Raw genomic sequence first — 25,643 nt, 5'->3', positions numbered from 1 at the left:
GAAGATCCTGTGGGAGAAAGGGGTCGCACGCGAGGCGCGGAGGGGCGCTGCCTCAAGGGCTCGTGGCCGGAGTGTAGACCTCCGCCGTCGCCAGGTTGTTGAAGTTGCCGTAGCCGGCCATGACGAGCACCTGGCCCGAGGCGAGTGGCATCGCGCCATGTCTCCGGCGTGGGGAGAGCATGTTGAGGGTGGGGCTCCAGGTGCCCGTGGCCGGGTCGTACACCTCCGCCGTCGCCAGGATTTCACTGCTGCTGGAGGTGACAAGATTGCCCCCCGCGACGAGCACCTTGCCGTCGGGCAGCAGCGTCGCCGAGTGGAAGTGGCGGGCGGAGTTCAGGCTCCCGGTAGGGCTCCAGGTGCCCGTGGCCGGGTCATACAGCTCGGCCGACTTCTGGGAGACCAGGGTGCCGAAGCCTCCGGCGATGAGCACCTTGCCGTTGGGCAGCAATGTCGCCGTGTGGCTATCGCGCTGGACGGACGGATTGCCCGCGGCGCTCCAGGTACCCGAGGCCGGGTCGTACAGCTCCGCCCTGGAAGGCGCTGTCCCGGTGTATTCGCCGCCCACGACGAGCACCTGACCGTTGGGAAGCAGCGTCGCCGTGTGGCTATGGCGTCCCAGGCTCATGGAGCCGGTGAGACTCCAGGTGCGCGTGGCCGGGTCGTACAGCTCCGCGTTCACGGTGGGGCTAGAGGCCTGGAATCCGCCCGCGACGAGCACCTTGCCATTGGGGAGCAGTGTCGCCGTGTGCTCATAGTGAGGAGCGGCCAGGGAGCCGGTGGAGCTCCAGGTGCCCGAGACCGGGTCGTACACCTCGGCCGACGCCAGGGAAGTCTCGCCATTGCCTCCCGCGACGAGCACCTGACCGTTGGCGAGTGGCGTCGCCGTATACGCGTAGCGCGCCGTGACCAGGGAGCCGGTGGGGCTCCAGGAGCCCGTGGCCGGGTCGTACACCTCCGCCGACGCCAGGCGGGTGCTGGAGGTGCCCCCCGCGACGAGCACCTTGCCTCCGGGCAGCGGAGCCGTCGCATGCCGGTAGCGGGCCGTGGTCAGGCGCCCCGTCGCGGTCCAGCTTCCCGGGGTAACCGCCAGGACGGTGACGGACAGGCTCACCGAGAGGGCCGCGCCGCGCGAGTCACTCACGCGGACGGACAGGTTCACCTGGCCCTGGTAGGAGGGGGCCGTCCAGGTGGTGTCCGCCTGACCTGTCGCGGAGAAGGTGCCCGAGGGCGCCGACCAGGCGTAGCTCAACGTGTCGCTCGCGTCGGGGTCATGCGCTCGGACCGAGAGGGAAACGGTGCCGCCCGCCGACACACGGGAGGCACCGACCACCAGCGCGTCGACGAGGGGCGCTTCGTTGGTGAACGGCTTGGAGACCTCGTGGAGGGTGAGGGACACCAGCCCCGTGGTGCCCGCACTGATGGTGATGTTCTCGGCGTGGCCCTCGTAGCGCAAGGTGTTGGCCGTGGTGAAGGCCCGGGCGAGGAAGATACGGTGCGTGCCCACGGGAATGTCTCCCAGCACGCCGCCCCAGACGCCCGCGGTGAGCACGAGGTCGGTGGAGCGCATGGCCATGTCGGGACCGGACACCGTCACGGTGACGCGTGAGATGTCGCCCGGCACGGCCGCGGGCGTGGAGACGGCGAGCCGCACCGTGCTCGTGGAGAAGGTGGAGACGGACGGCGAGGAGTCACAGCCGGCGAGCAAGGCCAGCACGAGCGGGAGGACCGCGAGGAGTCGCAGCGAAGACAAGGAACGTCCTGGGAGGAGAAGGGGCCGCACCCCCGTGCGGTGCCGCGCACTGTAGAGCAATCCTCCCGGTCCTGTTCAAGGGGATGCTCCCCGAACGTGGGCGCACAGGGGCCGCTACTTCACGCCCTGCAAACCCAGCCCGCTGACGGGGATGGTCTCCACCCGGTTGTCGAACCCGGCGATGATCGGTCGAGCCTTGGCGATGGCCTCCCGCACCGCGGGCAACGACAGGGACGCCTTGTGACTCTCCGCGCTGTCCCAGACCTCGGTAATCCAGAGGGCATCCGGGTTCTCGCGGTCGAGCGCAATGACATAGCTGAGGCACCCAGGCATGCCGCTGGTGCTGCCACTCATCGCCGCGAGCAACTCATCCCGCTTGCCCGGTGCGGCGATCATCCTTCCAATCAATCCGTACATGTCACTTCCTCCTGAAAGTCAGTCAAACATCTCGAATGGCACGCGTCCCGGTCGGTCCCGCGCCACTCACTGCCCGAGCGAGCGCGGCAGCGGTGGGGACGCCATGGAGGCCGTGAAGCACTCCCCGTTGTACTCGTAGAGGTCCTCCGGGCACGGGGCCGTGAGTTTGTGGGGCACCCAGCAGGCGCCCATGATCTCCACCTCGACACGAGGCTTGCAGGGAGGGAGCCGCTGCCCTTTGTAGGGCTTGCGCGGAAAGGGTCGGGCGAGCACAGGTGGTCCTCCGTCCTCCGCAGTGGCCGAGAGCGAGCTGCCCGTGGGAGACAACTCGGTGTCCGTTGGCACCTCCTGGCGCATAGGCGCTGGCAGGGCACTCACCCAGGGCTCCGGATCACTTGGCGGAGACATGGGGGCCTGTCGGAGCAGGGCGAAGGCCAGGGCACACGCCGCGGCGGCGCCCGCCAGCACCAGCCCCAGGCGCCACCGGAGGTGAGGCTCCTTGTCCTTGGAGAGGGCCCGGGCCATGCGCCCCACCCCGTCGTGCACCTCCTCGAACAGGCACACCAGCGCCTCTGCGGAGTACCTGTCGGGAGCAGCGGCCCAGCGCGAGTCCTCCACCTCCAGTGCCACGTAGCCCGGTGAGGCCGAGGAAGTGCACCGCACCCGCCAGTTCTTCAGCGGCGCCGCATCGCCCCCGGTGGAGGGCACAAGCACCAGGGCCTTCGCCCCACTCGTCTCGTGCGTGGCCCGGTAGAGCTCGCCCTGGCTGAGCTCGTCCTGCGCCACCTGCTCGTGGAGCTGGTACGGCCCCACCTGCTCCACATCCTCCCCGCTCGACTCGGACTTCTTCCCCTCGTCCACGCGTGCTCCTCGCTGGCCTCCCCACCTGCGCGAGGCCCGAGTCCCCATGTCTGCACCGGGCCGAGCCACCGCTCCAGGAGCTACACGGTGACCACCGCGTGCCCTACTACCCAGGTGGGCGCGCCCAAGCACAGCGCGACCCTGTGGCGAGAATAGGAAGGAGGGAAGGCCAGTGGAGTGGTGAGGGCTGAAGCCGAGGGCCGAGAAGGGCCGCTGACGGAGGCCGCCCGAGCACTGCGCTAGGCCAGTGGATAGGCCGCAACAGTTCCCTTGGAGTACACGCCTGCCCAGACCGCCCTCCCATGAGGTACGCGGCAGGAGCCAGGGCCTGTTGGCTCCGTGGCGGCTCGAGCCTCTACACCACACGGCCTGAGTTGGCCCTTGCCCCGGGGCCAGGCTCGCACATGCCATGGGTTATCCCAGGTGCTCCACAATGGCGTGCACCCCACCGGGCGCCCTCAGGTACGCCAGCACCCGACGCCTGCCGATACAGCGGGAAGCGATCGGCACGCGGGCAGCCGCTGCAGCCCGAGGACGAGAGGGCGCTCCGGACGCCGCCCATGCGGTGGCGATTGGCTGCCCTTCTCCCCGGGCGGGGTGGAGCCCTGGCGGGAAGAGCGTTCCCGCGTCCGGGAGGAGGCCATGCTAGAGGCGGGCGTGCGCTTCGAGGCGGGGCGAGTGCTGTACCTGAGCACGAAGCAGGAAGAAGGCACGGTCTATGACGCCCAGGAGGCGCTGCCGTGCAAGGTGCTGCGCTCGGCGCGGAAGCAGCCCGCCCGTCCCCGATCGGCTGTGCTCGAGGGCCAGGGTGACGGCCTCGACGTGGAGGCCGCGAAGCGCCGGGGCTGGGACTAGGCTCGGCGCCTGGAGGAGGCCTACGGCACCAAAACGAGAGAAAGCACCAACAAATTTAGACAAAGGCTCTCATAGTTTTTTAGTTTATACAGTCGTTAGAACCACACCGACCTGCTTGGTCAAATAGTCCAAGGCCTTCGGATCTGCGAGGATGCCTCGGTAGATGCCAACCGTCCAGCTATTGAGACCGTAGGAGAACTGACCCGCCGTCATCAGCCATTGAATTTGATTTTTTATTTCATTGATTGTAGCTACAGATGCACCCTTCTTGGCTTCGAGCAGTAGTTTGGCCACCGTTTGAGGTAGGTTTGTCCAGAGACTGCGAGCGTGTTTCTTAAACTCATTTCCAAGCAGCCGTGTGATGTGGAAACGAACAATCTCAAGCTCATTCCCAGAGAGGCCTGGATCTGGGATTGCGCCAATTTTAACGGCATTGTACGGCTCTTTAAGCGCAACAAGCCAGAGGGGTTTGTTGAGGAAGTTGTCAAAGTATGGATGTATGAAGCGTTCTGGCGCCTTCGCCCCCTTGAACACAGTGCCTTTTTGTGAGGAGTTGCAATGACTGCATGCCGGAATGAGATTCAATGAAAAAATAGAAAACTCCGGATATTCATCCTTGGGCAGATAGTGATCAAGCGTTCCTGTACTAAGTGAGCCACACATAGGACAACAGCCCGTAAAGATGTCGCGCGCATCCTTAATGTACTTGCTATCGTGTCGGCTCTCGTAAAGATTTTCTAGTTTTTCTGCAATGATTTTTAGCGATGCGTTGGGTTGAAGAACCCAGGGATCACCTTGTGCGGCCTTGTATGCGACTACGGATTGTATCCACGATGTTTCGTGAACCGACCAGCCTGCTCTATCTTTGCATATTTTGCTTATTGTCGACTGATCGTCGTAAGGGACTGGTTGAGCGCTTTTCATTACGGCTCCTGCTCGCTGATGATTTTTCTGATGTAAGAAAGGCTCTCGGGATTGAGTTCTGCGCCATATTTCTCCAAAACCGCCTCGATGCTGGCTTCGTTGCTGAGCCACTTAGTCAAGAGCGTTTCGTGAAGATGCTCGATTTCCGAATCTCCGAAAACAAACTGCGAGATGGAGTCGATGCTCGAGCCGAATGTCTGCAATCTGGGATGGGATACTTCCGCCGCCTCATCTTGGACTCGGAAGACCAGAACTCTGCTGCGGGGAACCTCACGAACAATATAGGCAGAATGGGTGGCGATGATGGCGCAAGAACGAGTCGCCTCTAGTATTGTGTGTAGAACTTCAATCAAGACAGATATGAAGTTTGGATGAAGATGGGTTTCTGGTTCATCCATGAGGATGAGACTTCCCTGCTGAATGGACCCGATCGCTTGAACGGCGAACCGCATCAAGGCGACCTGCCCACTGCTGAGATGCCTAAAAACGCCGTCTTTGATAATGACAGGAGGCCGCTTCCAGTCCAAATAGCGAATAGTCTTCAGTGTTCGTTGTTCGCCGTTGATTGAATGCAGGGATGCATAACGGCCATTGGACAACTCAACTGTGCGTATGACGCCGCTTGGCGTTTCTTTTAGGATTGGCAGGTGGATGGATTGCCAGTCCGTAAAGTATTTAAGGGCGTCCTCCAATACGTCGGACCTTGTCTGTGTGTTGTCTTCACTACCGGGAGTGCCAAAAGAATCCTTGCTTCGAATTATATCGGCAAGTGCCGCAGTGAGTGTATCGATTCCATATGAGAGGCGTGGATCTTGGGGGAGAAGCGAAAAATAATTGTAGTCGAGTCCCCCATCCCACGGAGCGATTGCTTCTGGGTAACGATCGGATGAGACAGAGGAGAAAACCATAAGACCGTTGAATGAGAGTGCTGGCTCGATCTGCGCTTCAGTCAGCGCTCCTGGGATTAAATCGTTTTTTTTGGATTGGATTGCTCTCTTTATGATCGACAGAAGAAATTGCGTCTTTCCAACGCCGTTTTGACCGATAAGGACAGCGATTCGATTGCGAAGCAGCTCCTCCTTATTGAACTCAAAATTGACCTCGTAGGCGTTGGCCAAGCCCGGTATGTGGGTTTTGACCAGAAAGTTGGTAGCTGCATCGGTTATGGGAGGCGGCGGGTCATGTCGAAGGTGGCGCTTAGCGTGTCTCCATGCGGAGTATGACTTACTGTCTCTTAAGGCGCCCATATGAAATGATTCTGACTGAACAAGCTCCAAGCGTGGATGGGCGATGCCTCTGGATTCAAGAACTACAGCATCTCCGATTTGGCTAAGGCCATGCACAGCCTCTTCTAATTTCAATTCCGAAACCAGATCTCTGTAGGAACTATCTTGAGTAAGGATTGAGCAAAAAGGCTCCTTGACTTGGGTGCATGCGACTAGTGGCCCATGCTGATCGAAGAGTTGATTCAAGTACGAAATGGTGTTGTCTTGGCCTTGAAACATGAGGCGCATGGGGAAGTAGTCAAAGCCTTCGTCTCCTTGTGGAGTGGTTCTGAGTAAGTAGAGGCGGGCCTGGAATTTATGTCCAAAATCGTTCCAGCCCGTATCTGTGTCTGGTGTTACGATGAGGACTGGTCTTGGTATGCCTGATGCCTCTGCTATGGAGCGCGCGAAAAACGCAACGATGTTTCCGCTGTGGGCGTTACTCATTCTGATTCTTGGGGTGAGTGGTTTGTGTCAGGCGATGGTGTGAAGGTCGTTTGTGGGGCATGGTCATCGAGCGGTCATGAACTGCTCTCGAGCAGACGTCGCTGTCAATTAACAGTATCTAGCAGTGGATACTTGAGATCAAGCCCGGCCGAGGTGTCAGACGATTCGTAGGAGGCAATATGCCTGTACGAATCCTTTGACACCTTCCCCGGCAGGCGACGAACTCCGGCCCGTCAGGGGACGCAGCCTACGATCCCGCGTCCCTGGCCTCGCTCTGGGCGCCAGCAGCACTGGCTTCGGCCCGAATGCCGGCATCGCTGGCCTCCAGCTGAACACCCGCCTCCGCCGCACTTCCCTGCTCGACCGCAGGGGCAGGTAGAGACCAGAGCAGCATGTCGTCCTCCAGATCGAGGAGCAGCCAGCGCCCATCTGGAGAGGCCGCTTTGAAATAGCGCGCGCGCACCGGACGGCCCACGGTCTGGAATGTCTTGCCGTCCACCACCCGGAAGACATCGCCCTTGCGCAGCAGGAGCCGTCCCTTGGGCAGCCAGTGGCCCTCCGAGGCCCCCTTGAAGCGCTTCTCGACGGTGAACGCCCGGGTCTCCGGGTCGAGCCGCGAGAGCACTCCCTCCCGCCCGTAGTTCCCCTCGCGATATTGCTCGTTCACCGCGAACAGCCGCTTGCCCTCCGCATCGAACGCCCGCTCCCATAGGTGATTTCCCTCGGCCGTACCCAGCTTCTCGCCCGTGCTCAAGTCCCACAGTTCGAGCTTCGAGTTGCCTGTGACCAGCCATGGCCGCGTGGGATGGAGCGCGATCTGCGAAGACTCGAGCGGCAGTTGCACCACCGGACGCTCGGGGCTTCCCTCCGGTCCCAGGAAGTGTGCCTCCAGCGTCCGGTTCGGTCCGAAGCCCGCCAGGAGCGTGGCGTCCGCGTTGACCGCGACGTAGTCGAGCCGGAGCTGCATGAGCCACCGGGTGGTCTCCCCCGTCTGGGCATCCTGCATCCGCACCCCCGCCGGCCTCATGCCCTCCTCGAACTTCACCGCGAAGGTGCGCCCATCACCGCTGAGCACCACGTGGTCCACGCGGCTCGGCGCGGAGGGAATCGAGACACTCCGTTCGCTCCGCAGCGTCTCTACGTCCAGCCACTCCACCTGCCGCTCGGAGAAGGCGAGCAGCTGCTTGCCGTCCTCCGAGAAGAAGAGCTTGCGGGGCTGAGGCTCGGCCAGGCGGATGAGCCGGTCTCCCGTCTTCTCGTCACGAAACTCCGGTGAAGGCGTAGGCTCCTCGAAGAAGAGCGAGCCGTATTCCTCGACGGTCTGCTCCTCGGGGGTCTCCTGCTCGCCGTCCTCCCCCACGGGCTGCCCATGCCAGTCCCGGTAGACGATCTCGAAACGGGCGGGATCCGTCCTCCGGCGAGTCCCGAGGTACTCCACCCCTCGGCCATCATCGAGATAGGCGACCTTGTCCCAGATGGGATGGATTTCGAGCGACTTCAGCCACTCCCCGTCGTAGGCCTTCAGGACGCGCTCGATGGCCTCGGCGAGAACGGGAGCGGTGCCATCCTCGAAGCGGCGGATCCAGAAGCCCACATCCAGGGAGGTCACCTCGCCCGGGGCGATGCCGCAGTTGTGGGGGCCCCGGGTGTAATACACCCAGGCGTAGAAGGAACGTCTGTCCTTGGGGTTGTCCCACCAGGAACGGTCCCACGCGTGCTCGGACTCCCACCATCCATCGGTCTCGGGGGGCGTGTCCTCCAGCCAGCGGCGGGTGGTGGACCTGGACTTGAGCGCGGCGTTGAACTCGCGCTCCAGTTCGGGGATGCGCGGGGCCACGAGCTCGGCGAGGCAGCGGTGGAGCCGCAGTTCCACGCGCAGGCGACGGCGGAACACCGGGAAGAGCGCCTCCGTCGTGGTACCCAGCAGCGGTGTGCCCGGCGAGAGGTAGGCCGACTCCAGCAACTCGCGCAGCAGCCCGGGGTCATACGCGCGACGCCTCTTGTCATAGAGGGCCGCTCCCATCACCTCGCGCAACCGGCTCAGCGCGGGCAGCTCGGAGGTCACCTCCCAGTTGGCGGTGCGAACCACGCCCCGCCCCACCTGGTGCACTCCCCGGTTCTCCATGCGGATGAGGTGGGTGTCGCGCCCGATGTCGCGCGCCCCGCCCGCCAGCGAGAAGAGCGTATCGGCGATGAGCGGCAGCAGCTGGGTGCGCCGGTTCTGGACGAGTTGCAGGCGCTTCGCCTCCGCGTCGAGCCGGGCCTGGGCCTCGCCCATGTGGCGCCGGGCCTCCTCGGCGTGGGGATTGCCATGGGGGTTTGCTTCGGGAAAGCGCGCGAGAAAGGCCTCGTAGGCGCGCACGCGCTCAGTGTCCACCGCGGGCTCGCTGGCCGTGAGCCGCTGCCATTCGGATTCAACCCCCTCCAGGTACTTCTCGCGCTCGGACTTGCAGCCAGCCAGCACGAGTGCCGCCGCCACGAGCCACCCTCTGGCCTTCATGTTGCTCCTCCTCCACGCCGAGGGGAACCGCGTACGCCCCCCTGAGGAGCCGTCAGTCTACATGGAAGGCACGGAACGTTGCCCCCCTGGGGTAGGTCCACGCTCGCGCCCTCCTCCCCTTCTTGGGGGCTCGCTCGCGGACCCGGCCAGGAGACCCCGGCTACCGCACGGTCACGTTGAACTCGCTCCAGACCGCCGGATTGTCGAGCTCCTTTCGCCACGTCTGAAAGGCCGCCCTGAGGGACTCGCTCTGCGCGGCGGCGATGTGCCTGTCGAGCAACTGTCTCACCGAGTCCAGCGCCGCTCGCGACACGGTGACCGGTCGCCGATGGGCCAGCGCATCGAGGACGGGAAGGTTTTGCTCGAGGCTGTTCCGTGTCGCCTGGAACAACCCCGGACGCTGAGCGTAGAGCGCAACCCACTCCGCCGCGACCGAGTAGAAGGTCCGGATCCGCGCTCGCCCCGCTTCGCTCTCCGCGAGCACGTCATCGCGGAACAGGTAGAGCAGTCTCGTCACGCGCACTGGGGCCGAGGTGGCGCCCGCCAAGTCGATGGCGGGACAGGCGTTCTCCACACAGGCCGCATGGTTCATGGAGAGTCCTAGGAGCCTGTCGGAATACCTCGGCTACCCACTACATGAGGGGTAGTGCGACTCAAACACACCGCTATGGTTGGTATGTAGGAGTCGTTTTTCGGCGATTCTCCGACAAGCTCCTAGCGCGGAGAGGACGTTGCTCGCGGTGTTGGCCCAGCATGTGGTTCCGGCGGCATTGCGGGCGACGAGCAGTCCAACCACCTGCGCGGGGCTGCCCATGTCGAAGACCCCCGACCCTGAATCGCCGCCCGTGCAGAAGATGTCTCCCGTCGTGTCGACAATCCGCACCTGCTGGTTCAGGGTGATGGCGCCACAGTTGTAGCTAATCATGACTGCGGTGTTGGTCGCATCCACGGAGCCGGTGGTCTTGCCGGTGGTTCGCCCTGACTTTTGAACGTCATCCCCAAGGAGCGGGGTGCCGGTAGTCACCGCGAGTCCGCCGATGTCGCGCACGGAGGGGAACGTCAGCGAGACATCACTCACGACGGAGACGGCATCCACCGTCCCGTTGGGCACGGGAGGGGCCTGCAAGGAGACCGAGCCAACGTTGGTGGTCAGGTTGCACTGGAAGAACGCATCCCCGGGCGATGAGTGGTAGCTGGCCGTGCCAACCGGCGCGGTTCCTGGACAGAGCGTGGCATCGGTCGCGCAGTGCGCCGCGGTCACCCACACCGTGTTTCCTGTCTGGGGCTCGCAGGCCTTGAATCCCATGGTGCAGGAGCCGCAGGAGGACCCGGCAGCGACGGGCCTGCCGGAATTGCCCATCTCAACCGGCAGTACGAGCTGGTTGGCATGACACGGCATGCACGCCGAGCCGCCATCGACTGCGACCGGAGGGGTGTCCCGGACCACTCGCAGCGGCACGCCCTCCAGAGCCGGGGGCAACGTCGGGAGCGGCTTGCTCTTGTCGACGAACGCCTGGAACACGAATCGCCCCGTCGTGCGGTCCAGGCCAATTCCAAGGCCGAAGACACCGGGCACGGATAGGATCTTCGCTTGAGAGCGCGCTTGAATTGGCTTCAGGAGCTCGACGGCAGCGAGCGCTGCGTCACGCTCCGCACCGGTGAAGTAGTTGGCGGCAATGGCTGGGGTTGTGAGCAATGAGAGGATAACCAGACAGAATCGCAGGTGTCGCATGGGACTGTTCTCCTGGTCAGCAATTGGACGGAAAGTACAGGGATGTGAGGGACGGGGGCACTATTGAGGTTGGCGGGCTGAGCTGCCACCTGGAGGGAGTCCGTGCTTGTCATTTGTGACTAAGTGGGATTGCCCCAATTGCGTGGCTCTCCCGCGGTTTGTGTGGATTTTGGACTCATGCAGATGGCCGCGCGAATGAGGCTCGCCAGATCGCCGCCGCTGAATCGCCGAAAATGCGGGAGGGCCACCAAACCGGGGCGGACTCAGGGCACTGCCGCGTCGGTGAGCCCGCCAGAGAACCAAGCGAGTGAATGGGTGCCTCTCTCACATCCGGCACACCGCTCCTCTCTCTCCATGAGGTGAAAAGCCACAGGCACCTCACAGGGTGAGGCGCCCTGTTTCGCATGTCGAAGCAATTCTGGATCAACTGGCCGGGGCAGTCACACAACGAGAGGAAGACGCTGCCATGCAAATCGTAAAATGATGATGGCCGCAGCCTTGTTTGTCTCTACCCTGACCGCCGAGGTGTCAGACGATTCGTAGGAGGCAATATGCCTGTACGAGCCCTTTGACACCTTCCCCGGGCTCCTGACTTCAAGTATGGGGGAGCTTGCGCAGTACCTCGATAGCCTCCTCGTACACCCTGCCAAGCACATCGTCTTGGGACTTGTATTCCGCCAGCAGGTCGGCGTCCTCCCGATGTCCCACGTACTCAAGGATAGTCGCGGCTTTGATGATGCGTACAGTCTCCGGGGCCGCAACCATTCTCCGGGCCACCTCGCGCAATCCGGCGCGGGCCTTGGGTGGAAGCGCGGGAAGAAGACGCTCGCGGTGTAGGAGCAGCAGGGTGAACAGGCGATCACAGAAACGCCTTTCCTGCCCCTTGCGTGTGGATGCCACTCCAATGATGGACCGGGCCAGGAAGATGAATGAGGGGAGCAAAGGGACCAGTTCATCTAGTACCTCCTCGTCCAGCACGGTCAGGACCTTGGTCTTCTGCTCGACAGGCACCGACTCGTCCTCAATCCACACTCGCAGTTCTTCCGAAGAGTTCTCCAGCAAGCGAAGGAGGGCCAGCAGGCCCTCGGAAGCAGGTGGAGCGATCCGCTCCAGGGCTCCACGAACAGCGGGGATCAACTCTGGATGACGCTTGCGCCAAAGTGCATAGGTCAAGTCATCCACATCGGACCCCTCTGGCGCGCCAGCGAGGGCCCCGGCGGGACGATGCGCTGTGGCTCCAGCCCCAGCCTCGCCATCGCTCGTGCGTTCGTCCACGGATGGGCGGGCGGGTGTATAACGAGAATCGGTGGCGCGGGCATCACTTCGGCTGCTCCACCTGTCGCCGCGTGGAAAAAACCAGGAGGATCGAGATGTTCAAGCTCAAAAATGGCGCAGTGTTGCAGCAGGTCGAGGAGAGCGAGTTCGCAGTGGCGCCGAAGGCGCGGGACGCGTTCCAGCCCAGCACAGGGGTGACGGTCGCGTCGCCGCGGGAGGCCGCAACCCTTCTCGCACGACCCTCCCAAGCGGTCGCGTCCGCGGCGAGGGCCGCCGACGAACCGCGCCGGGCATGGCTCGAGACCGGCAAGAGCGTCTACGACCCGTATGTGCTGCACTGGTCTGGCACGCTGCACTCCCGCTACGACTGGGTGGCGCTCGGCTTCTACCGCGGCGAGGTCGGCTATGTGTTCTCCTCGTCGTTCCAGAACGGTTGGCAATGGGCCGAAAAGGGAGACTCGTACGTGACCAGCTATTCGCCGTACGACATCTCTCAGCGCGGCGGCTCGAATGCCCAGGCGTTGTATTTCATCTGGGACGAGCGATACGGCATGTATATGCAGCAGTGAGCGGCGGCGTGGTGGTCCGCGACAACGGCCGCGGGAGGAGCGTGTCGAGCGTTGCTCAGCGACAATTACATCTCCCCATCAACGACAACTACACCTCCCCATCCTGAGTGACGGCATCCGGGGCAGTATTGAAGGACTCGACGGGCGCGAAGGTGGGGCTTTCACCATGGCGATACGAGTCGTCTGACTACGCCGGCCAGTTGAATGTTCCGGTCAAAATTGTTCTACCAGGGCTGGAGGAGGAATCATGCCCCGACCCTATTCGGTGGACCTGCGTGAGCGAGCCGTTGCGGCTTTCAGGCGCGGTGGCAGAACCCTGGAGGAGGTGGCCGCTGAATTCAGTGTCTGCGACAAGACACTCTCTCATTGGCTGAAACTCGAGGCGGAGACGGGACGCCTGGAGCCCCGACCGAGGGGCGGGGGCCACTTCTCGCCCATCCAGGGAGAGGTCCTGGAGACGCTCGGGCGCCAGGTACGCATGCGGCCCGATGCCACGGTGCAGGAGCACTTCGAGGCGCTGGTAGCTCGCACCCAGGTCCACACCAGCCGCTCCGCGGTCATGCGAGCCCTGCGGCGCCAGGGACCGGCCGAGGTGTCAGACGATTCGTAGGAGGCAATATGCCTGTACGAGTCCTTTGACACCTTCCCCGTAGGAGGCAATATGCCTGTACGAGTCCTTTGACACCCTCCCCGGGCAATGAGCAGAAGGTCCAGGCCGTCCTGGAGGACCTTGAGACGGCTCCCATTCCTGGAGAAGGTGAATCGCGAGGCGGAGCACATCCGCGAGGAGGACGTGGAGGCCGTGAAGGTCGCGGGGTGGACGAACGAGGCCGTCTACGACGCCATCACCGTCTGCGCGCTGTTCGACTTCTACAACCGGTGGGCGGACGCCATGGGCGTTCGCGAGCACCCCGCCGAGGTCTACGAGCGCAGCGCCGAGCGGCTCTCCCAGGCGGGCTATGCCGCGGGCCCACCAGCGAGTCCGCCACCCGGTAAGGGCACCTGAGCACCATCGGGTAGCGCCAAAGGAGCACCCCTTCATTGTGCCGGAACGGCTTCACGGGGACGTGCCCTTCTTCAACGCTCCAGCGATACTGCTCCAGGGATTGGCTCGCAGAGAAAAGGAGTTCCTTTGGACTCGTTCACCGCTGGCATGTTGGTGGAGCACGCCTCGCTTGGCCCTGGCAAGGTCATTGCCGCCAAGGGAGACATGCTCCATGTCTTCTTCCCGTCCAGGAATGGGCACGCCGCCACACGGATCAAGCTCGACCCCAAGAGGCCACTCCTCCGACCCGCGGCGCGACAGAGCGACCCGTGGCTCGACCATCTGCCACCGTTCGTCCTGAAGGACGGGACCTACCAGTTGGCTCACGAGCGGCTGACCCAGCCTCAAGCCATCGGACACTTCAAGCAGGTCTTCCCTCTCGGCTTCAATGATCCGGCTTACGAGGGCAATCTGCAGACGGGAGAGCGCCACTACAAGGTGGCGGCTCACAAGGCCTTCAACGAGGCGTTTGGCGGTGGAAAGGCGGAGCAACTCCTCGCAGAAGGGAAGGTCGCCGAGCTGACGCACAGGCTCTTGCACATCGACGCCAAGACGAATCTGCTGCACCCCAACTGGGACAAGGCTCCACTTCGGGATGGGCTGAAGGATGAGCAGGCGGCGGAACGATTCCACCGCACGCTCTTCGCGCTTCTCGCGCTCCCCGAGCCTACCCAAAGCGCCTTCGAGGACTTCGTCGGCGCACTGGATGCGCTGCCAGCCCCTGGCTCCGCGGTCGCCACGTGGCCCGTGACCACCGTATTCCTCTACCTGGCACAGCCTGACCGGCACATGTTCTTCCGACCGAAGTACACGCAAGAGGCGGCCCAGCGGCTGGGCTATGAGTTGAACTACGCCCCACATCCGAACTGGCGGACGTACTCGTCGCTACACGGTTTCTCCCGTCTCTTGTTGGAGGAGCTCAAGCCACTCGGAGCTCGCGACTTCATCGACGTACAATCGTTCATCTACGTGACCGCCGGGGGCAGCGGCTACGACAAGTAGGACTCCCGCGGGGTAGGCCCTTTTGCCCCGCCTTCCCGCTCATTGGAAAGGCAGCGCCAGGTGGATTCCACTGCTCTTGAAGACGATCTGCGCAGCTTGCTCGACCAGCATTCAGGAGATCTTCAGTCCGTCTACCTCGGCCTGAACATCCCGGCGGACAAACTTCGCAATGCACGAACGGCCCACGGGTACTCCGAGGATGTCTTCTTCCTGTATGACGGCACTCTCTTCGGAAGCGCCAAGAAGAGCATCTTGCTCGGCAGATGCGGACTCTCCTTCAAGCTCGACGATGGCGAGCCCGCAGTCCATCTGACCTGGCAGGAGATAGATGCCATCAGTTCCTCGGGCTCGGTGCTCGCAGTGCAGGAAAAGGGAGCCCTGTCCCTGCTGAAATTACCCTACGCGACGACACCTCTGGAAGGAATCGCGGAGGGGGCGCTCCTGCGACTCTTGCAGTCCTTCGCCGCTGCCAGTCAGAGCTCCTGGCGCAAGAGCGTCGAGGCCATCGAGTCCACGGTCTCCGCGTGGGAGCAGCCAGGAGGGCAACGGCCAACGGACACGCAGGCAGCGACACTCCTCGGGCAACTGCACCAGAAACTGAGCGCCTTGGGGCAAAAGCCCGATGCGCTTCCAGAAAACCTCACCCCAAGAACCAGGATGGCTGACGGAAACATCGTGGTGATGCCCGTCGAGTACGCATCCCTGGCCGTGCTCCATGCGCGAGCATTGATTGCCTCGGGGCGGCCGGAAGGGGTGGAAGAACTCCGCCGCCTCACCACCGCATTGCGTAAAACCAGGGAGGCGCCGGATGAGTATTCCGCGTGGGTGGAACCCGTGCTGCGCCCGGCCCTGACTTGCGCGCTCCACTACCTCGCGAACCAGAGCGATGCTCCAGACGCGAAGCTGCTGCTGTACCGGATGGCGGCCTCGGAAGCCTCCGAAGCCTCCATAGAGCTCCGCCACGCCGCGCTTCGCGGAATGCACGAACTGGACCTGATAGCGGGCTTCGGCCGTCTACGTCCGGAGCGCCGTGACATCATCCTGTGCACGACGCTGCTGCCCTCCTGGCCGGCCCTCGAGTTCCGCTGCACCAGTCCCGAGGTGCTCCGTCAGCTTCCCTGGAAGTTCCCCGTGGGGCATCCCATCGAGGGAGAATTCTACGCACGGCATCCGCTGCGACCGGACCTCTACCTGCTCATCGACGATTATCACCAGCAGCTCTTCCAGGACCGCTTCGGCGAGCTCAAGGAGTTGATGGCGGCGTTAGGCGCTGTCGAGATCGAACTCGACGCCTCCGAGGAGTTCGGTCGGCAGATGCTGTCAGCCTATCGGACCAGGCAGAATGTCAGCGACTCCGCTGTGACAGGGGCTACAGCCGAGCTCGAAACGAAAGAGAATGAAAAGGCGCGGGCCGACGTCAAGCGAGCGGTCCACTACCGTCTGCGCCTGTCGCCGTCACGTACGCCACATCTTCCCAGCAACCTCGTCTGGCTTCCTCATGAGCCAACGTGGCAGCGGCTAGCCTCCACCGCGCTCTCCGGTGCATGCCAGGAACTCTCGGTCGAGTTCCGGATGAGCGATGAGTACGCGGTCTCGCGCAAGCGACTGGACCGGATGCGCGGGGAGCTGGCTCTATTCGGAGGGAAGATAGAGCTCTCGCTCCGGAATGAGACAGAGCAATTCCTCCAGGAGATGCGGCAGACGTCCTGGCAGATCACCGCGCGCTTTCAACCGCCCGTGGGAAGCGCGGCGGAGGAAGCCCCCTCTCATGCGAAGCCTGATATCGACCCGGAAGCAGAGTACGCCCAGGATGTCGCGGATGTTTGCGTCGATGGCTCACTCAGCGAACTCGCCTACCGCATCCTGGCACGACGGCGGCAACGCTTCGGTCTGAACACCGAACAAGCCGAGCGCATCGAGCAGAAGGTACTCGCTGAGTGGAAACTCACGGAAGCGGAGCGCGAATTCCTGGAGGACTTGAAGGATTGCTGGAGTGAAGGGGCACCTTCAGAGGATGCGCGGCGCATCCTCCATCGGCGCCGCACCAGGCTCGGCATCAGTGAGGAAAAGGCCCTTGAGCTCGAGGAGCTGATTCGGAAGAGCGCTGTCTCCGGGCTTCGGTAAGTCTCTGTTCGTAGGTTCAGTGGCTTCAGGACGCTCGGATGCGGCGGGCCCGGCGCAGCACGTCCACGCTCGGCTTGTGCCCCGACACCCGCCCTCCGTCCATCAGCTCCACCTGGAGAATAGGAAGGAAGGCCAGTTGACCTGAGCACCTTCCTCTAAATGTCATTCCCGCTCGACTTCATGTGCATTCCCCAAGGATGTGGCGGGCGTTCAAGGAACAACCCTCCATCGCGTTGAGGGCTGAAATCGATGGAAAAGCCGGCACGCAATGCATCCACCGCGAAGCCGCGTGATTCCAGGCCCCCCGTTTCCCTTCAAAAAACATTGCGGACTATTATATTGCGCACAACATAATTCCCTTGGAGGATTCATGTCTCAAGACATTGCAGTGGCACGGCCCAGTCTCCTGAAAACCATTGCACGCCTCTGGCTGGGAGCCTCCTTGCTCCTCGCGGGGGCGGGCCACCTCACGTGGGCCCGTACCGAGTTCCTGGCCCAGGTCCCGAAGTGGGTGCCACTCGACGCCGACTTCATCGTCCTCTCTTCTGGCGTGGTTGAGCTCGTGCTCGGCGCGGCCCTCCTCTTCGCGCGCCGCCTGCGCACGCAAGTAGGGTGGGTGGTGGCCGCGTTCTTCGTCGCCGTCTTCCCGGGCAACATCTCTCAGTACACCAACGGCATCAGCGCGTTCGGTCTCGACACCGACAGGGCGCGGCTCATCCGGCTCTTCTTCCAGCCCGTCCTCGTCGCCTGTGCCCTCTGGTCAACCGGCGCGTGGGCGGCCTATCGCGCGTCGAAGCGCCCGACGTGACGCTCGCACAAGGACCTCGGGGACCTCTGCCTGGGTGGCGATGAGACGCCGCTGGCCTGGCGGTGCTGGGAGGCGACGCGGAGGCTCGCGCCGGAGTTGTGCTCTCCGACTCCGCAAGAGACCCCTCCGGGGTGTCGGCCCGAGGTGTCGGACGATTCGTAGGAGGCAATATGCCTGTACGAGTCCTTTGACACCTTCCCCGCTGCGGCCAACCGCAGGGGCCAGTTGAATCCGAGGGTTACGTGATCGCGAGCGCCTCGCGGTGGGGCGGCCAGTCCTCGGGATTCTCCGGAACCTGCAGCCATCGTCGCGGGCCGAACTTCTTCTCGAGCTGCTCGGCCAGCACTGGCCGGGCGCCCGCATAGCGTCCTTCCATCACTTCCTGGCTGACCGGCGTCGGGTCCACGGGGTTTCCGTCCAGGCCGAGGAAGGCGACGTCGGCGAGGTACGTCGAGGCCGCGAGCGACTCGACACCCACCAGCGTGAGCTCGTCCTGGTTGAGGGAGATCCACTTCAGCCCCTTGGCGTGGGCACATCCCGCGAGCGCGCTCGCCCCGGCGTCCCCGAACGCGGCGCCGAGGAGGGGCATGTTCAGCGACGTCAGCTTCGCGAGCTGCGGCACCTCGAAGAACGCGATCACCGACGGCAGCGGCAGCGTGATGGTCACGTGCTGGATCGGCGCGAGCGTGAACAGCTTCGCCGCGCGCGCGACGAAGTCCGCGCCGCTGATCTTGATCTCGGCGACCAGGCCGCGTTGGAACTTGAAGTCCTGGACCAACCCGGCGAGCTCGCCAGCGAGCGCCTTGCCGTCGCGAATGAGCTCGACGTTGACCGCGCGCCGCTGCGGATCGACGTCGCCGCCCGCCTTCGCCGCCTCGAACAGCGCCAGCTGCTTCTCGAGCACCGACGCACGCCGATCGCCCTTACGCTTCCACTCCGCGAGCAGCTCCTTGCGCGCGGCAAACGAGCCCGGCTCCGCGAGCACTCGTTCAAACGCGTTCATCGTGGCAGGTCTCCCAGTTCCGCCGAGCGCTGCGACCAGGCGGCGATACGCTTCGATGCGCGCTTCCAGGCGCATCCTGCGGAATCGACCGGGTTGCGCGCGGTACAGCGCGAGTCCCGCGTCCGACGTGAACGCGACCTCGGGGACCGCACCATCGACCATGAACTTCGCCACCTCCTCGAGGTCGCGAATCGCCCAGCTCAGCTCCTCGCGCGCCGCGCCGCGCTTGTCGGCGGGAAGCGTCGCGGGGTCGGCGGGCCACCGCGCTGCCAGCTCGTCGGAGTGCAGCGCGAACTGCCCCGGGCAGATGAGCTGCGACGGCCGCTCACCACCGTACACGTCGAGCGGCGGTGTCTCGGGAGCGAGCGTGAACTCGAACGTGTTCTCGCGCCCGCACCGTTCGCACGTGCCCGCGTAGCGCGCGACGAGCCCGTTCTCCGTCGAGTGAACGCCCTGGCTCTTCGCGGGATTCGGCGCACCACAAGCACACGGATGGAGCTGGATGTACAGCAAGCACTCGCGAGCAGATCGGGCAATCACGGCGGACCAACTCCCAGCTGCGCACTGAACACGGGCGGCTCGCGCAGCAGCGCATCATGTAGGAGCGCGATGGCGTACTCAAGCACCCGGCTCGACAGCGCGCCCGACAAAGGTGTCAGAGAATTCGAGTCGGAGCCTGCTGCTCCGCGAGGAGGGCATCACCGGCAACGAAGCCGGCCGTCCTCCGGTTCAAGGAGACCCTCGGCTGTACAAATCCTCTGACACCTTCGGCCGACACCTTCGGCCGCTACGAGAAACGCTTCGACCACCAGGATGCGAGCTGTCGCCAGTAGCCGCGGCGCGCGACGCCTGGCCCCGACGCGAGGTGAGCCTCGAGGAGGCCTTTGGCCGTCAGCTCGTCGAACGTGCGCGGGTGGAGCTTGATGACCAAGGTCAGGCCGACCGAGTTGGGGACGACGTAGAGGTGCTCTTCCTTCCCGAGCGACTCGGCCGCCGCATTGAGCGTCGCGAGGTACTCGTCGTACGGAGCGGGCTCGGGCGGCTCGGGCAGCCCGAGCATGGCCACGAGACCGTCGACGAAATCATCCGTCGAGTCGTTCGCCCATTCGCCCGAGAGCAGCAGCCCCTCATGCGCGCCCCAAGCGCCATGTCCCCCCGTGATGGCCGCCTCGATCGCCGCCAGGATGTCGGAGATTTGCTCGACCCGGATCGGCATGCTCGGGGTCAGCCCCGCGGGCAGGAGCGCCGCCGCGCCTGTGTCGGCGACAATGAGGTCGCGAGCTCTCAAGCTGCCGAGCCGGCCCGTGATGCGCGCAAACGCATCCAGCCAGCTCTCCAGCGTGAGCCCTTCCTCGTCCGGCTGCGGCAGAGGCGGAACGAAGCGCGCGCGCGGATTGCGCCTGAACTCCTCGAAGACGCGCTGAACTTCGGTGACGGTCGGCGTCCAGCACCATGTCGGAAGCAACCAGAGGTCATCGAGTGGCTCATCGAGCGGCATCTCCAGCCTGGCGCTGCGGGCCATCGGCTGGCCGTGCGGGAGGTAATGAACGAGGTCGCAAACGACGTGCGCGGCGTCGACGTGCGCTGGAAGGTCCAGCTCGTCGATGCAGTCGGACATCGCGAGCGAACGCGCGGGCCCCGCCACACCGTCCACCCAGACCCGAAAGACGCTCGCTCCGCCATGCGCCGGATCGGCGGCCGGCTCGGTGGTGGCGAGTCGACGAGCGCGCTCCTCCGCCACGAGCGACTCGAGCTCGTCCCCGCGCACGGATGCGAGGACTCGCTCGAGGCCGTGAGCGTCGAGGCTCGCCGCGCCGCCGGTCAGGCGAAAGGAGAGGTCGGTCCCGGCGCCGCGAACCTCGAGCACGGGGCCGTCTGCCTCGCGTCGGGCCTGGAGCTGCAATGGGCCGACGGCGCCTGCCTTCGCTGCGACGCGTAGCCCGGCCTTTTCATCGACCTCTCCCTCGACGCACTCGCCCACCCAGGAGCGGACCTCGCTCACGAAGTCGGAGTCGTCCTCGAGCCGGTCCTTCGGCACCATCCCGAGCAACGTCGCCACGTGGAGCATGAACAAGTAAGCGGGTGCCCAATCGGTGCTCACGGTGCACTGGTAGAGCTCGAGCCCATGGCCCGTGAAGGAGGCCAAAGCGCGTATCGGGATCGGTCCTTCGATGGCGAGCTCGAGGTCGTCCTCCTCCTTGCCCGCGAGGAGCAGGGTCACACCGGACCCGCCCGGATCGTCGACCTCTTCGTCGTCGGCGGATACCGAACGCGCCACGAACGAGAGCGAGAGCGCGCGCCCGGTCTCCTCGATGGCAGCGATCAGCTCCTCGGGCTCGACGTAGCGTTCTCGCTGCCAGCTCAGGACGAAAGACATGTCCCGCCTTCGAGTTTCGGGCGCGCAATGTCAAGGGGAACCGGCGAGCTCGCGGCGGAGGGCAGCGCGTAGCGTGGCCCAGCACGCCGCGAGGGGTGGAGCCGCGCGACGTTGCCCTCCACGACCTTCTCGGTGTCACCTTCTCGGTGTCAGACGATTCGTAGGAGGCAATATGCCTGTACGAGTCCTTTGACACCTTCCCGCGGCAATAAAGACCTGACCCGCATCATGGCTCAAGGCTTCCGGCATGGCGACCAAGAGCGGGCCAGAAGTGCTTCGCGGGCGGAGGCTTTTCAGGTGCGCAGCCGGACCCGCTCCTCCCGCTCGGCCGTGGACTCAGCTCTCCGCGGAAGCGGACGGCTGGGCCTGCTCGGTGCACACGTCCCGGGAGGCGTCCTGCTGCTCCTGGGCGTCCTGGCTGAGGGAGGCCTGGCTGAGGGAGGCCTGGGTGACGCCGACCCCGCAAACCTCCCTGCAGAGCGCGCCATCCTCTCCACAGGTGGTCTTGAAGGTGGTGCCAGCGTAACAGTCCATGTTGCAGTAGCTTTCGCACGTGCACACATCCACGCACTGCGGTGGATATGCCAGGGCCGTCGACGAGACACCGAGGGAGACAACGAGGCTGAAGCGGGTACCGAGCTGCTTCATCCAATTCCGCATGCACGCTCCTGGGTGGGTTCGAGGGTACTCGTTCACGGGAGCGGTCTTTCGCTCCCCCCTCGAAGGTCAGGAGACGGCGAGTTGGAGAGTGATGCAAGGAAATGTGCAACGCCGCGCCGGCCGAGGTGTCGGCCGAGGTGTCAGACGAATCGTAGGAGGCAATATGCCTGTACGAGTCCTTTGACACCTTCCCCGCGCCTTCCCCGCGCTTGCCCGCTGGAGTTCGTTCTCGTCCGCTTGGACGCGCGCTTGTGATTGCGTAGCGTGACCACCATGGTCCGGGTCCTCGCTCTCAAGTCGCGTTCGTCAAGCACATGGCGGCTCGGCCTGGTTGTCGCCGGCCTCGTCGCTTGTTACTCCATCAAGCCGCTGCCAGAGGACGCCACGCTCGCCCCGCCGTCGCCCTTTGATGGAGCGAGTGCCGGCGACGCGCGGGAGATCCTCGGAGTGAAGCTCAGGTGGTGTCCCGCGGGGACCTTCATCATGGGCAGCCCGCCTGGCGAGCCCGAGCGACGGCCGGGGGAAGACCAGGTGGAGGTGATGATCAGCAAGGGCTTCTGGATGGGCCAATACGAAGTCACCCAGGGTGAGTGGGCCCGCGTCATGGGCGCGTTCCCCGCCGAGTTCAACGTCGGGCAGGGCGGTGACTTTCCGATGTACCGGGTCACCTACTTCGAGGTCGAAGACTTCTCCCGTCGACTCACGGAGCTCGCGCACGCCTCGGGCGAGCTGCCGGCCGACTGGGAGTTCCGGCTCCCGACCGAGGCGCAGTGGGAGTACGCCGCCCGCGCCGGCACCACCACGCCGACCTCCTTCGGTACGTCGCTGAGCAGCACCCAGGCGAACTTCCAGGGAAGGCCATACAACGGGGGCGCGCCTGGGCCGTCGATCAACCAGACCACCCCCGTCGGCAGCTACCCGCCGAACCCCTGGGGCCTGTACGACCTCTACGGCAACGTCAACGAGTGGTGCCGTGACTGGGTCCACGAACAGCTACCGGGCGGAGTGGACCCCGACTCATACTCCGTGCGCGGCGAAGCCAACCGCGACGGCACGTACCCCAGGGCGCGGCGTGGCGGGTGCTACGCCGACGATGGATGGGCGTGCCGGGCGGGGTTTCGCCAGCGGTTCGAGCCCGAACGCAGGCACGAGCACATCGGCTTCCGCATCGTCGCTGTCAGAACGTGAGGTGCCGTGTCACGGGAGGATTCAGGGCGATGCTGCGTTCACCCTGATGCGAGCCTGGCCCCGGCGCGAGGGCCCCGGCCGAGGTGTCAGACGATTCGTAGGAGGCAATATGCCTGTACGAGTCCTTTGACACCTTCCCCGCTGCGCGAGGCCCGAGTCCCCATGTCTGCACCGGACCGAGCCACCTCTCCAGGAGCTACACGGTGGCTCCCGCGTTCCCTACTACCCAGGTGGGCGCTCCCAAGCACGGCGCGACCCTGTGGAGAGAATAGGAAGGATGGAAGGCCCGTGGAGTGGTGAGGGCTGGAGCCGAGGGGAAGAGAAGGGCCGCTGACAGAGGTCACCCGAGCATTGCACCAGGCCAGTGGACAGGCCGCGCAGCCCCTCGAGGGACATGCTTGCCAAGACCTCCCTCCCATGAGGTGCGAGGCAGGAGTCTGGGCCTGTTGGCTCTGTGGCGGCTCAAGCCTCAACACCACGCGGCCTGCACCAATGGCCGCAGCACGAGGGCCACCCCGGACCGCGTGGTGTTGAGCGCCAGCCAGCCGTTGCCCTCACGCCCCCCATCCCCGGCCGCTCCCCCCTGGAGAGGGCGACCTGGGCAGGCATGTGCCAGAAAGGGGATGCACCGCCCGACGCATAGCCCGGGCGGCACCCGTCAAAGGCCCCCTCGCCCTCTCCGCACCTGCCCCCACCCTCTTCAGGGCTCCTATTCGTCCTATGTCTGCTCACAGCCGCGACTCCCCAGAGAGGGGGCTCGAGAAATCGTGAGACGACGAGCCACTGGCTCCTGTTCGGGCGGAGGACATCCGCGCAAGGACGCGGCTACAATCCAGCCCATGACCACATGGAAGGAGCATCTGGACCAGTGCGGGATTCAGTGGCGTGGCGCCCCGCCAGGCCCGCTGCCCACCGAGGTGGAACTGGCCGCTGCGGAGGAGCGCCTCAAGGTCACCTTTCCCGCCAGCTACCGGTCGTTCTGCACCGAGATCGGCCCCGGCCGGCTGGGGGATCTGCTCGAGATCATCGTGCCCTGGAACGTGAAGGGCTTCCTCGCCACGCCGAGGGGCATCCACCGGGATCTCGCATCGTTCGTGGACGCCAGCAACGGGTCGCGAACCAAGTTCACTGGCAAGGCGATCCAGATCGGCGTGGTGGTCCTGGGGCCCGGACCTGTCCCGCGGCCCTTCACAGATCAGTGCGGTCCGCTCTTCTTCGCCGCCTCGGAGCCGACCAGCGAGAGCGAGTGGGCGCTCTATGCACTCGACCGCAGGCAGCGCGCCAGCGCCGGGGAAACACCCCCGCGACTGGTCAAGCTGGCGCGCAGCTTCACGGACCTGGTCCTCCAGGGGTTCTGCCAGCGGCGGCTTGCAAAGCTCCCCTTCGTCGCCGCGCCAACGGAGGACCAGTTCAGGCCAGAGTTCCACCCCCGCCAGCTCCCAACCGCGGCCACCGGCTGAGCTATGGCGACCGCCAGGTGTCTGGCCCGAAGTCGATCCGCGGCACCGGCAGCGCGAGCGACGGCAGCAGCGGGTAGTCGGTCGAGACGCGGAGCCCGGCCAGTTCCGCCACCCTCAGGAGCGCCAGTCCCTCCACGAAGAGGCATCCGTCGATCGCCCATACCTCCTCGGGGATCCGGCCCTTGCTCAACCCGGTGGCGTAGTGGTCGCGGTGTTCCTGCACCAGCGCCGCGAGCGCCTCCTCGAAGGCCGCCGCGTCCGTTGCCAGCAGCGCGCGGCAAATGTCCAGGCGCGTGCTCGCCCCACCCTCCACCGCTTCCTCGAACCGGGCGAGGATCGCCTCGCTTTCTCCTCCCTTTCGGCCGCCGCGGAAGAACCGCTCCATCAGCAAGTCCACATAGTGGAAGTCCTCCGGCAGCTCGAGGTCCGGTTTCAGCGCGCGGGAGGACCGCCAGGCGATGCGCTCGGCGGTGGCCAGGTCCGTGCAGGCCAGCGCGTCAAAGAATGGTGCCGCCCGGCCTGTGGCTTTCTCCGCCTCCGGCGCATGCTCCAGGAACGCGGCGTGCGCGGCCCCGCTCCGCTGCAGGTCAGCATGGAGCTGGGCGGCGCGGCAGGAGATGAAGAACGCGGCGCACCCGCGGACGCGGTACGCCCGGCACAGACGCTGGAACACCTTCCCCGGCGCGTCGTGGCTGGCATCAGCGAGGAGCTCGCCGATCTCCTGGTCCGCGTTAGCGAGGATGACGGGAACGAAGCGAGAACCCATGTCGACTCAGCGCTCGGAGGGCGTGGCCTCAGCCTTCCTCGCGCACCTCGTTCAGGAAGACGTTGGTGAAACCGCCGCGTTGCAGGTCCGCGGCCACCCGCTCGCTGATGAAATACGACATGGGCTGTTCGCGGATCCGAAACAAGTCGCCAGCGTCCTTTAGCGCGTCTCTGCGGAACACCAACTCCTCGACGGCCACGATCTGCGAGGGGTCCGAGGTCGAGTACTGGATCTGGCTGGCGCGGCGGTCCACGCAGTCGACGAAGCGCAGAGGATTGACGATCCAGTAGTCCCGCCCGTGCAGCCGCTTCCGCTGGTTGTAGACGTTGACCGGGCGGATCTCCACGGGGTGCACGTCGTGGCGCTCCAGTACCGCCTTCATCGCACCGTTGACGATCAGGTAGCCCACCGTGTTGCCCAGCAGCGAGCACAGCTTGACGCCAGTGGAGTACGGGTCCAGGTGCACGCGGGCGTCCTGCGGGTACGCGTCGCCAATGGGCTCACCCTGGGCCAGCTTGAAACCCAAGCCCCCCATCCTGTCCGGCTCCTCGAGGACGCGCGCCAGAGCCTCGTCCACGTCGTCGCCCAGGGTGTTCATATGGAAATACGCCATCG

At 64.7% G+C, this 25,643-nt stretch carries 23 protein-coding genes; 9 read left to right on the top strand and 14 right to left on the bottom strand.

The genetic code is table 11. The features are described 5' to 3' along the window. Positions 1-52: 52 nt before the first annotated feature. The 3 genes from OV287_RS06430 to OV287_RS06420 form a co-directional block, all read right to left on the bottom strand. Positions 53-1,750 (bottom strand): Kelch repeat-containing protein, encoded by a 1,698-nt coding sequence (locus OV287_RS06430; RefSeq protein WP_267533097.1) that lies wholly within the window; start codon positions 1,748-1,750, stop codon positions 53-55. Between the two features lie 114 nt (positions 1,751-1,864). Continuing rightward, a complete protein-coding gene (locus OV287_RS06425) occupies positions 1,865-2,167 on the bottom strand; it encodes a putative quinol monooxygenase (protein WP_267533096.1) in 303 nt (100 codons plus the stop codon). Between the two features lie 66 nt (positions 2,168-2,233). Next, positions 2,234-3,028 (bottom strand): hypothetical protein, encoded by a 795-nt coding sequence (locus OV287_RS06420; RefSeq protein WP_267533095.1) that lies wholly within the window; start codon positions 3,026-3,028, stop codon positions 2,234-2,236. 642 nt (positions 3,029-3,670) lie between these two features. On the opposite strand from OV287_RS06420, the gene OV287_RS06415 reads away from it, so the two are divergent. Then, complete coding sequence (locus tag OV287_RS06415; protein WP_267533094.1) at positions 3,671-3,883, top strand: hypothetical protein; 213 nt, start codon at positions 3,671-3,673, stop codon at positions 3,881-3,883. 84 nt (positions 3,884-3,967) lie between these two features. Here OV287_RS06415 and OV287_RS06410 read toward each other — a convergent pair whose 3' ends face one another. From OV287_RS06410 to OV287_RS06385, 6 genes are all read right to left on the bottom strand, one after another. Beyond that, positions 3,968-4,807, bottom strand: coding sequence for an HNH endonuclease (locus OV287_RS06410; RefSeq protein ID WP_267533093.1), 840 nt, complete (start codon positions 4,805-4,807; stop codon positions 3,968-3,970). Then, the gene (locus tag OV287_RS06405; RefSeq protein ID WP_267533092.1) at positions 4,807-6,519 is read right to left on the bottom strand and encodes an AAA family ATPase; all 1,713 of its coding nucleotides are present in this window, start codon (positions 6,517-6,519) and stop codon (positions 4,807-4,809) included. The genes OV287_RS06410 and OV287_RS06405 overlap by 1 nt, the downstream gene beginning before the upstream one ends. Positions 6,520-6,766: 247 nt before the next feature. Next, a complete protein-coding gene (locus tag OV287_RS06400) occupies positions 6,767-9,019 on the bottom strand; it encodes a hypothetical protein (protein WP_267533091.1) in 2,253 nt (750 codons plus the stop codon). A 160-nt stretch (positions 9,020-9,179) separates the two neighbouring features. Continuing rightward, a complete protein-coding gene (locus OV287_RS06395; protein WP_267533090.1) occupies positions 9,180-9,611 on the bottom strand; it encodes a hypothetical protein in 432 nt (143 codons plus the stop codon). 33 nt (positions 9,612-9,644) lie between these two features. Beyond that, positions 9,645-10,751, bottom strand: a complete 1,107-nt coding sequence (locus tag OV287_RS06390) for a chymotrypsin family serine protease (RefSeq protein ID WP_267533089.1) — start codon at positions 10,749-10,751, stop codon at positions 9,645-9,647. A 594-nt stretch (positions 10,752-11,345) separates the two neighbouring features. After that, positions 11,346-11,933, bottom strand: a complete 588-nt coding sequence (locus tag OV287_RS06385) for a hypothetical protein (RefSeq protein WP_267533088.1) — start codon at positions 11,931-11,933, stop codon at positions 11,346-11,348. 188 nt (positions 11,934-12,121) lie between these two features. Between OV287_RS06385 and OV287_RS06380 the strand changes: the two genes are divergently transcribed. The 6 genes from OV287_RS06380 (at position 12,122) to OV287_RS06355 (ending at position 17,574) form a co-directional block, all read left to right on the top strand. Beyond that, on the top strand, positions 12,122-12,595 hold the full coding sequence (locus tag OV287_RS06380; protein WP_267533087.1) for a hypothetical protein: 474 nt from the start codon (positions 12,122-12,124) through the stop codon (positions 12,593-12,595). Between the two features lie 247 nt (positions 12,596-12,842). Next, the gene (locus OV287_RS06375; protein ID WP_267533086.1) at positions 12,843-13,205 is read left to right on the top strand and encodes a helix-turn-helix domain-containing protein; all 363 of its coding nucleotides are present in this window, start codon (positions 12,843-12,845) and stop codon (positions 13,203-13,205) included. A gap of 120 nt (positions 13,206-13,325) precedes the next feature. Next, positions 13,326-13,601: a carboxymuconolactone decarboxylase family protein gene (locus OV287_RS06370; protein ID WP_267533085.1), complete on the top strand. Its 276-nt coding sequence runs from the start codon at positions 13,326-13,328 to the stop codon at positions 13,599-13,601. A 126-nt stretch (positions 13,602-13,727) separates the two neighbouring features. Continuing rightward, entirely contained in the window at positions 13,728-14,642 is a 915-nt protein-coding gene (locus OV287_RS06365) for a hypothetical protein (RefSeq protein WP_267533084.1), read from the top strand. A 60-nt stretch (positions 14,643-14,702) separates the two neighbouring features. After that, the gene (locus OV287_RS06360; RefSeq protein ID WP_267533083.1) at positions 14,703-16,766 is read left to right on the top strand and encodes a hypothetical protein; all 2,064 of its coding nucleotides are present in this window, start codon (positions 14,703-14,705) and stop codon (positions 16,764-16,766) included. A 370-nt stretch (positions 16,767-17,136) separates the two neighbouring features. Beyond that, positions 17,137-17,574, top strand: coding sequence for a DoxX family protein (locus OV287_RS06355; RefSeq protein ID WP_267533082.1), 438 nt, complete (start codon positions 17,137-17,139; stop codon positions 17,572-17,574). Between the two features lie 238 nt (positions 17,575-17,812). Here OV287_RS06355 and OV287_RS06350 read toward each other — a convergent pair whose 3' ends face one another. The 3 genes from OV287_RS06350 to OV287_RS06340 all read right to left on the bottom strand — a co-directional run bounded on the left by OV287_RS06350 (position 17,813) and on the right by OV287_RS06340 (position 21,614). Further along, the gene (locus tag OV287_RS06350; protein ID WP_267533081.1) at positions 17,813-19,117 is read right to left on the bottom strand and encodes a hypothetical protein; all 1,305 of its coding nucleotides are present in this window, start codon (positions 19,115-19,117) and stop codon (positions 17,813-17,815) included. A 247-nt stretch (positions 19,118-19,364) separates the two neighbouring features. Next, entirely contained in the window at positions 19,365-20,954 is a 1,590-nt protein-coding gene (locus tag OV287_RS06345) for a hypothetical protein (protein WP_267533080.1), read from the bottom strand. Positions 20,955-21,290: 336 nt separating this feature from the next. After that, positions 21,291-21,614, bottom strand: coding sequence for a hypothetical protein (locus tag OV287_RS06340; protein ID WP_267533079.1), 324 nt, complete (start codon positions 21,612-21,614; stop codon positions 21,291-21,293). A gap of 273 nt (positions 21,615-21,887) precedes the next feature. On the opposite strand from OV287_RS06340, the gene OV287_RS06335 reads away from it, so the two are divergent. Together OV287_RS06335 and OV287_RS06330 are read left to right on the top strand one after the other, a co-directional pair. Then, positions 21,888-22,802, top strand: a complete 915-nt coding sequence (locus tag OV287_RS06335) for a formylglycine-generating enzyme family protein (protein ID WP_267542300.1) — start codon at positions 21,888-21,890, stop codon at positions 22,800-22,802. Positions 22,803-23,641: 839 nt separating this feature from the next. Continuing rightward, positions 23,642-24,262: an SMI1/KNR4 family protein gene (locus OV287_RS06330; protein WP_267533078.1), complete on the top strand. Its 621-nt coding sequence runs from the start codon at positions 23,642-23,644 to the stop codon at positions 24,260-24,262. A 1-nt stretch (position 24,263) separates the two neighbouring features. Here the strand turns inward: OV287_RS06330 and OV287_RS06325 are convergent, their stop codons facing one another. Further along, positions 24,264-25,028 carry an Imm49 family immunity protein gene (locus OV287_RS06325; protein WP_267533077.1) on the bottom strand — a complete coding sequence of 255 codons (765 nt, stop codon included), beginning with the start codon at positions 25,026-25,028 and terminating at the stop codon, positions 24,264-24,266. A gap of 28 nt (positions 25,029-25,056) precedes the next feature. Beyond that, positions 25,057-25,641, bottom strand: a complete 585-nt coding sequence (locus tag OV287_RS06320; protein WP_267533076.1) for an imm11 family protein — start codon at positions 25,639-25,641, stop codon at positions 25,057-25,059. Positions 25,642-25,643: the final 2 nt, after the last annotated feature.

The organism is Archangium lansingense, assembly GCF_026626635.1.
GTDB lineage: Bacteria > Myxococcota > Myxococcia > Myxococcales > Myxococcaceae > Archangium > Archangium lansingense.
This window is presented reverse-complemented; position numbering and strand designations above follow the sequence as displayed.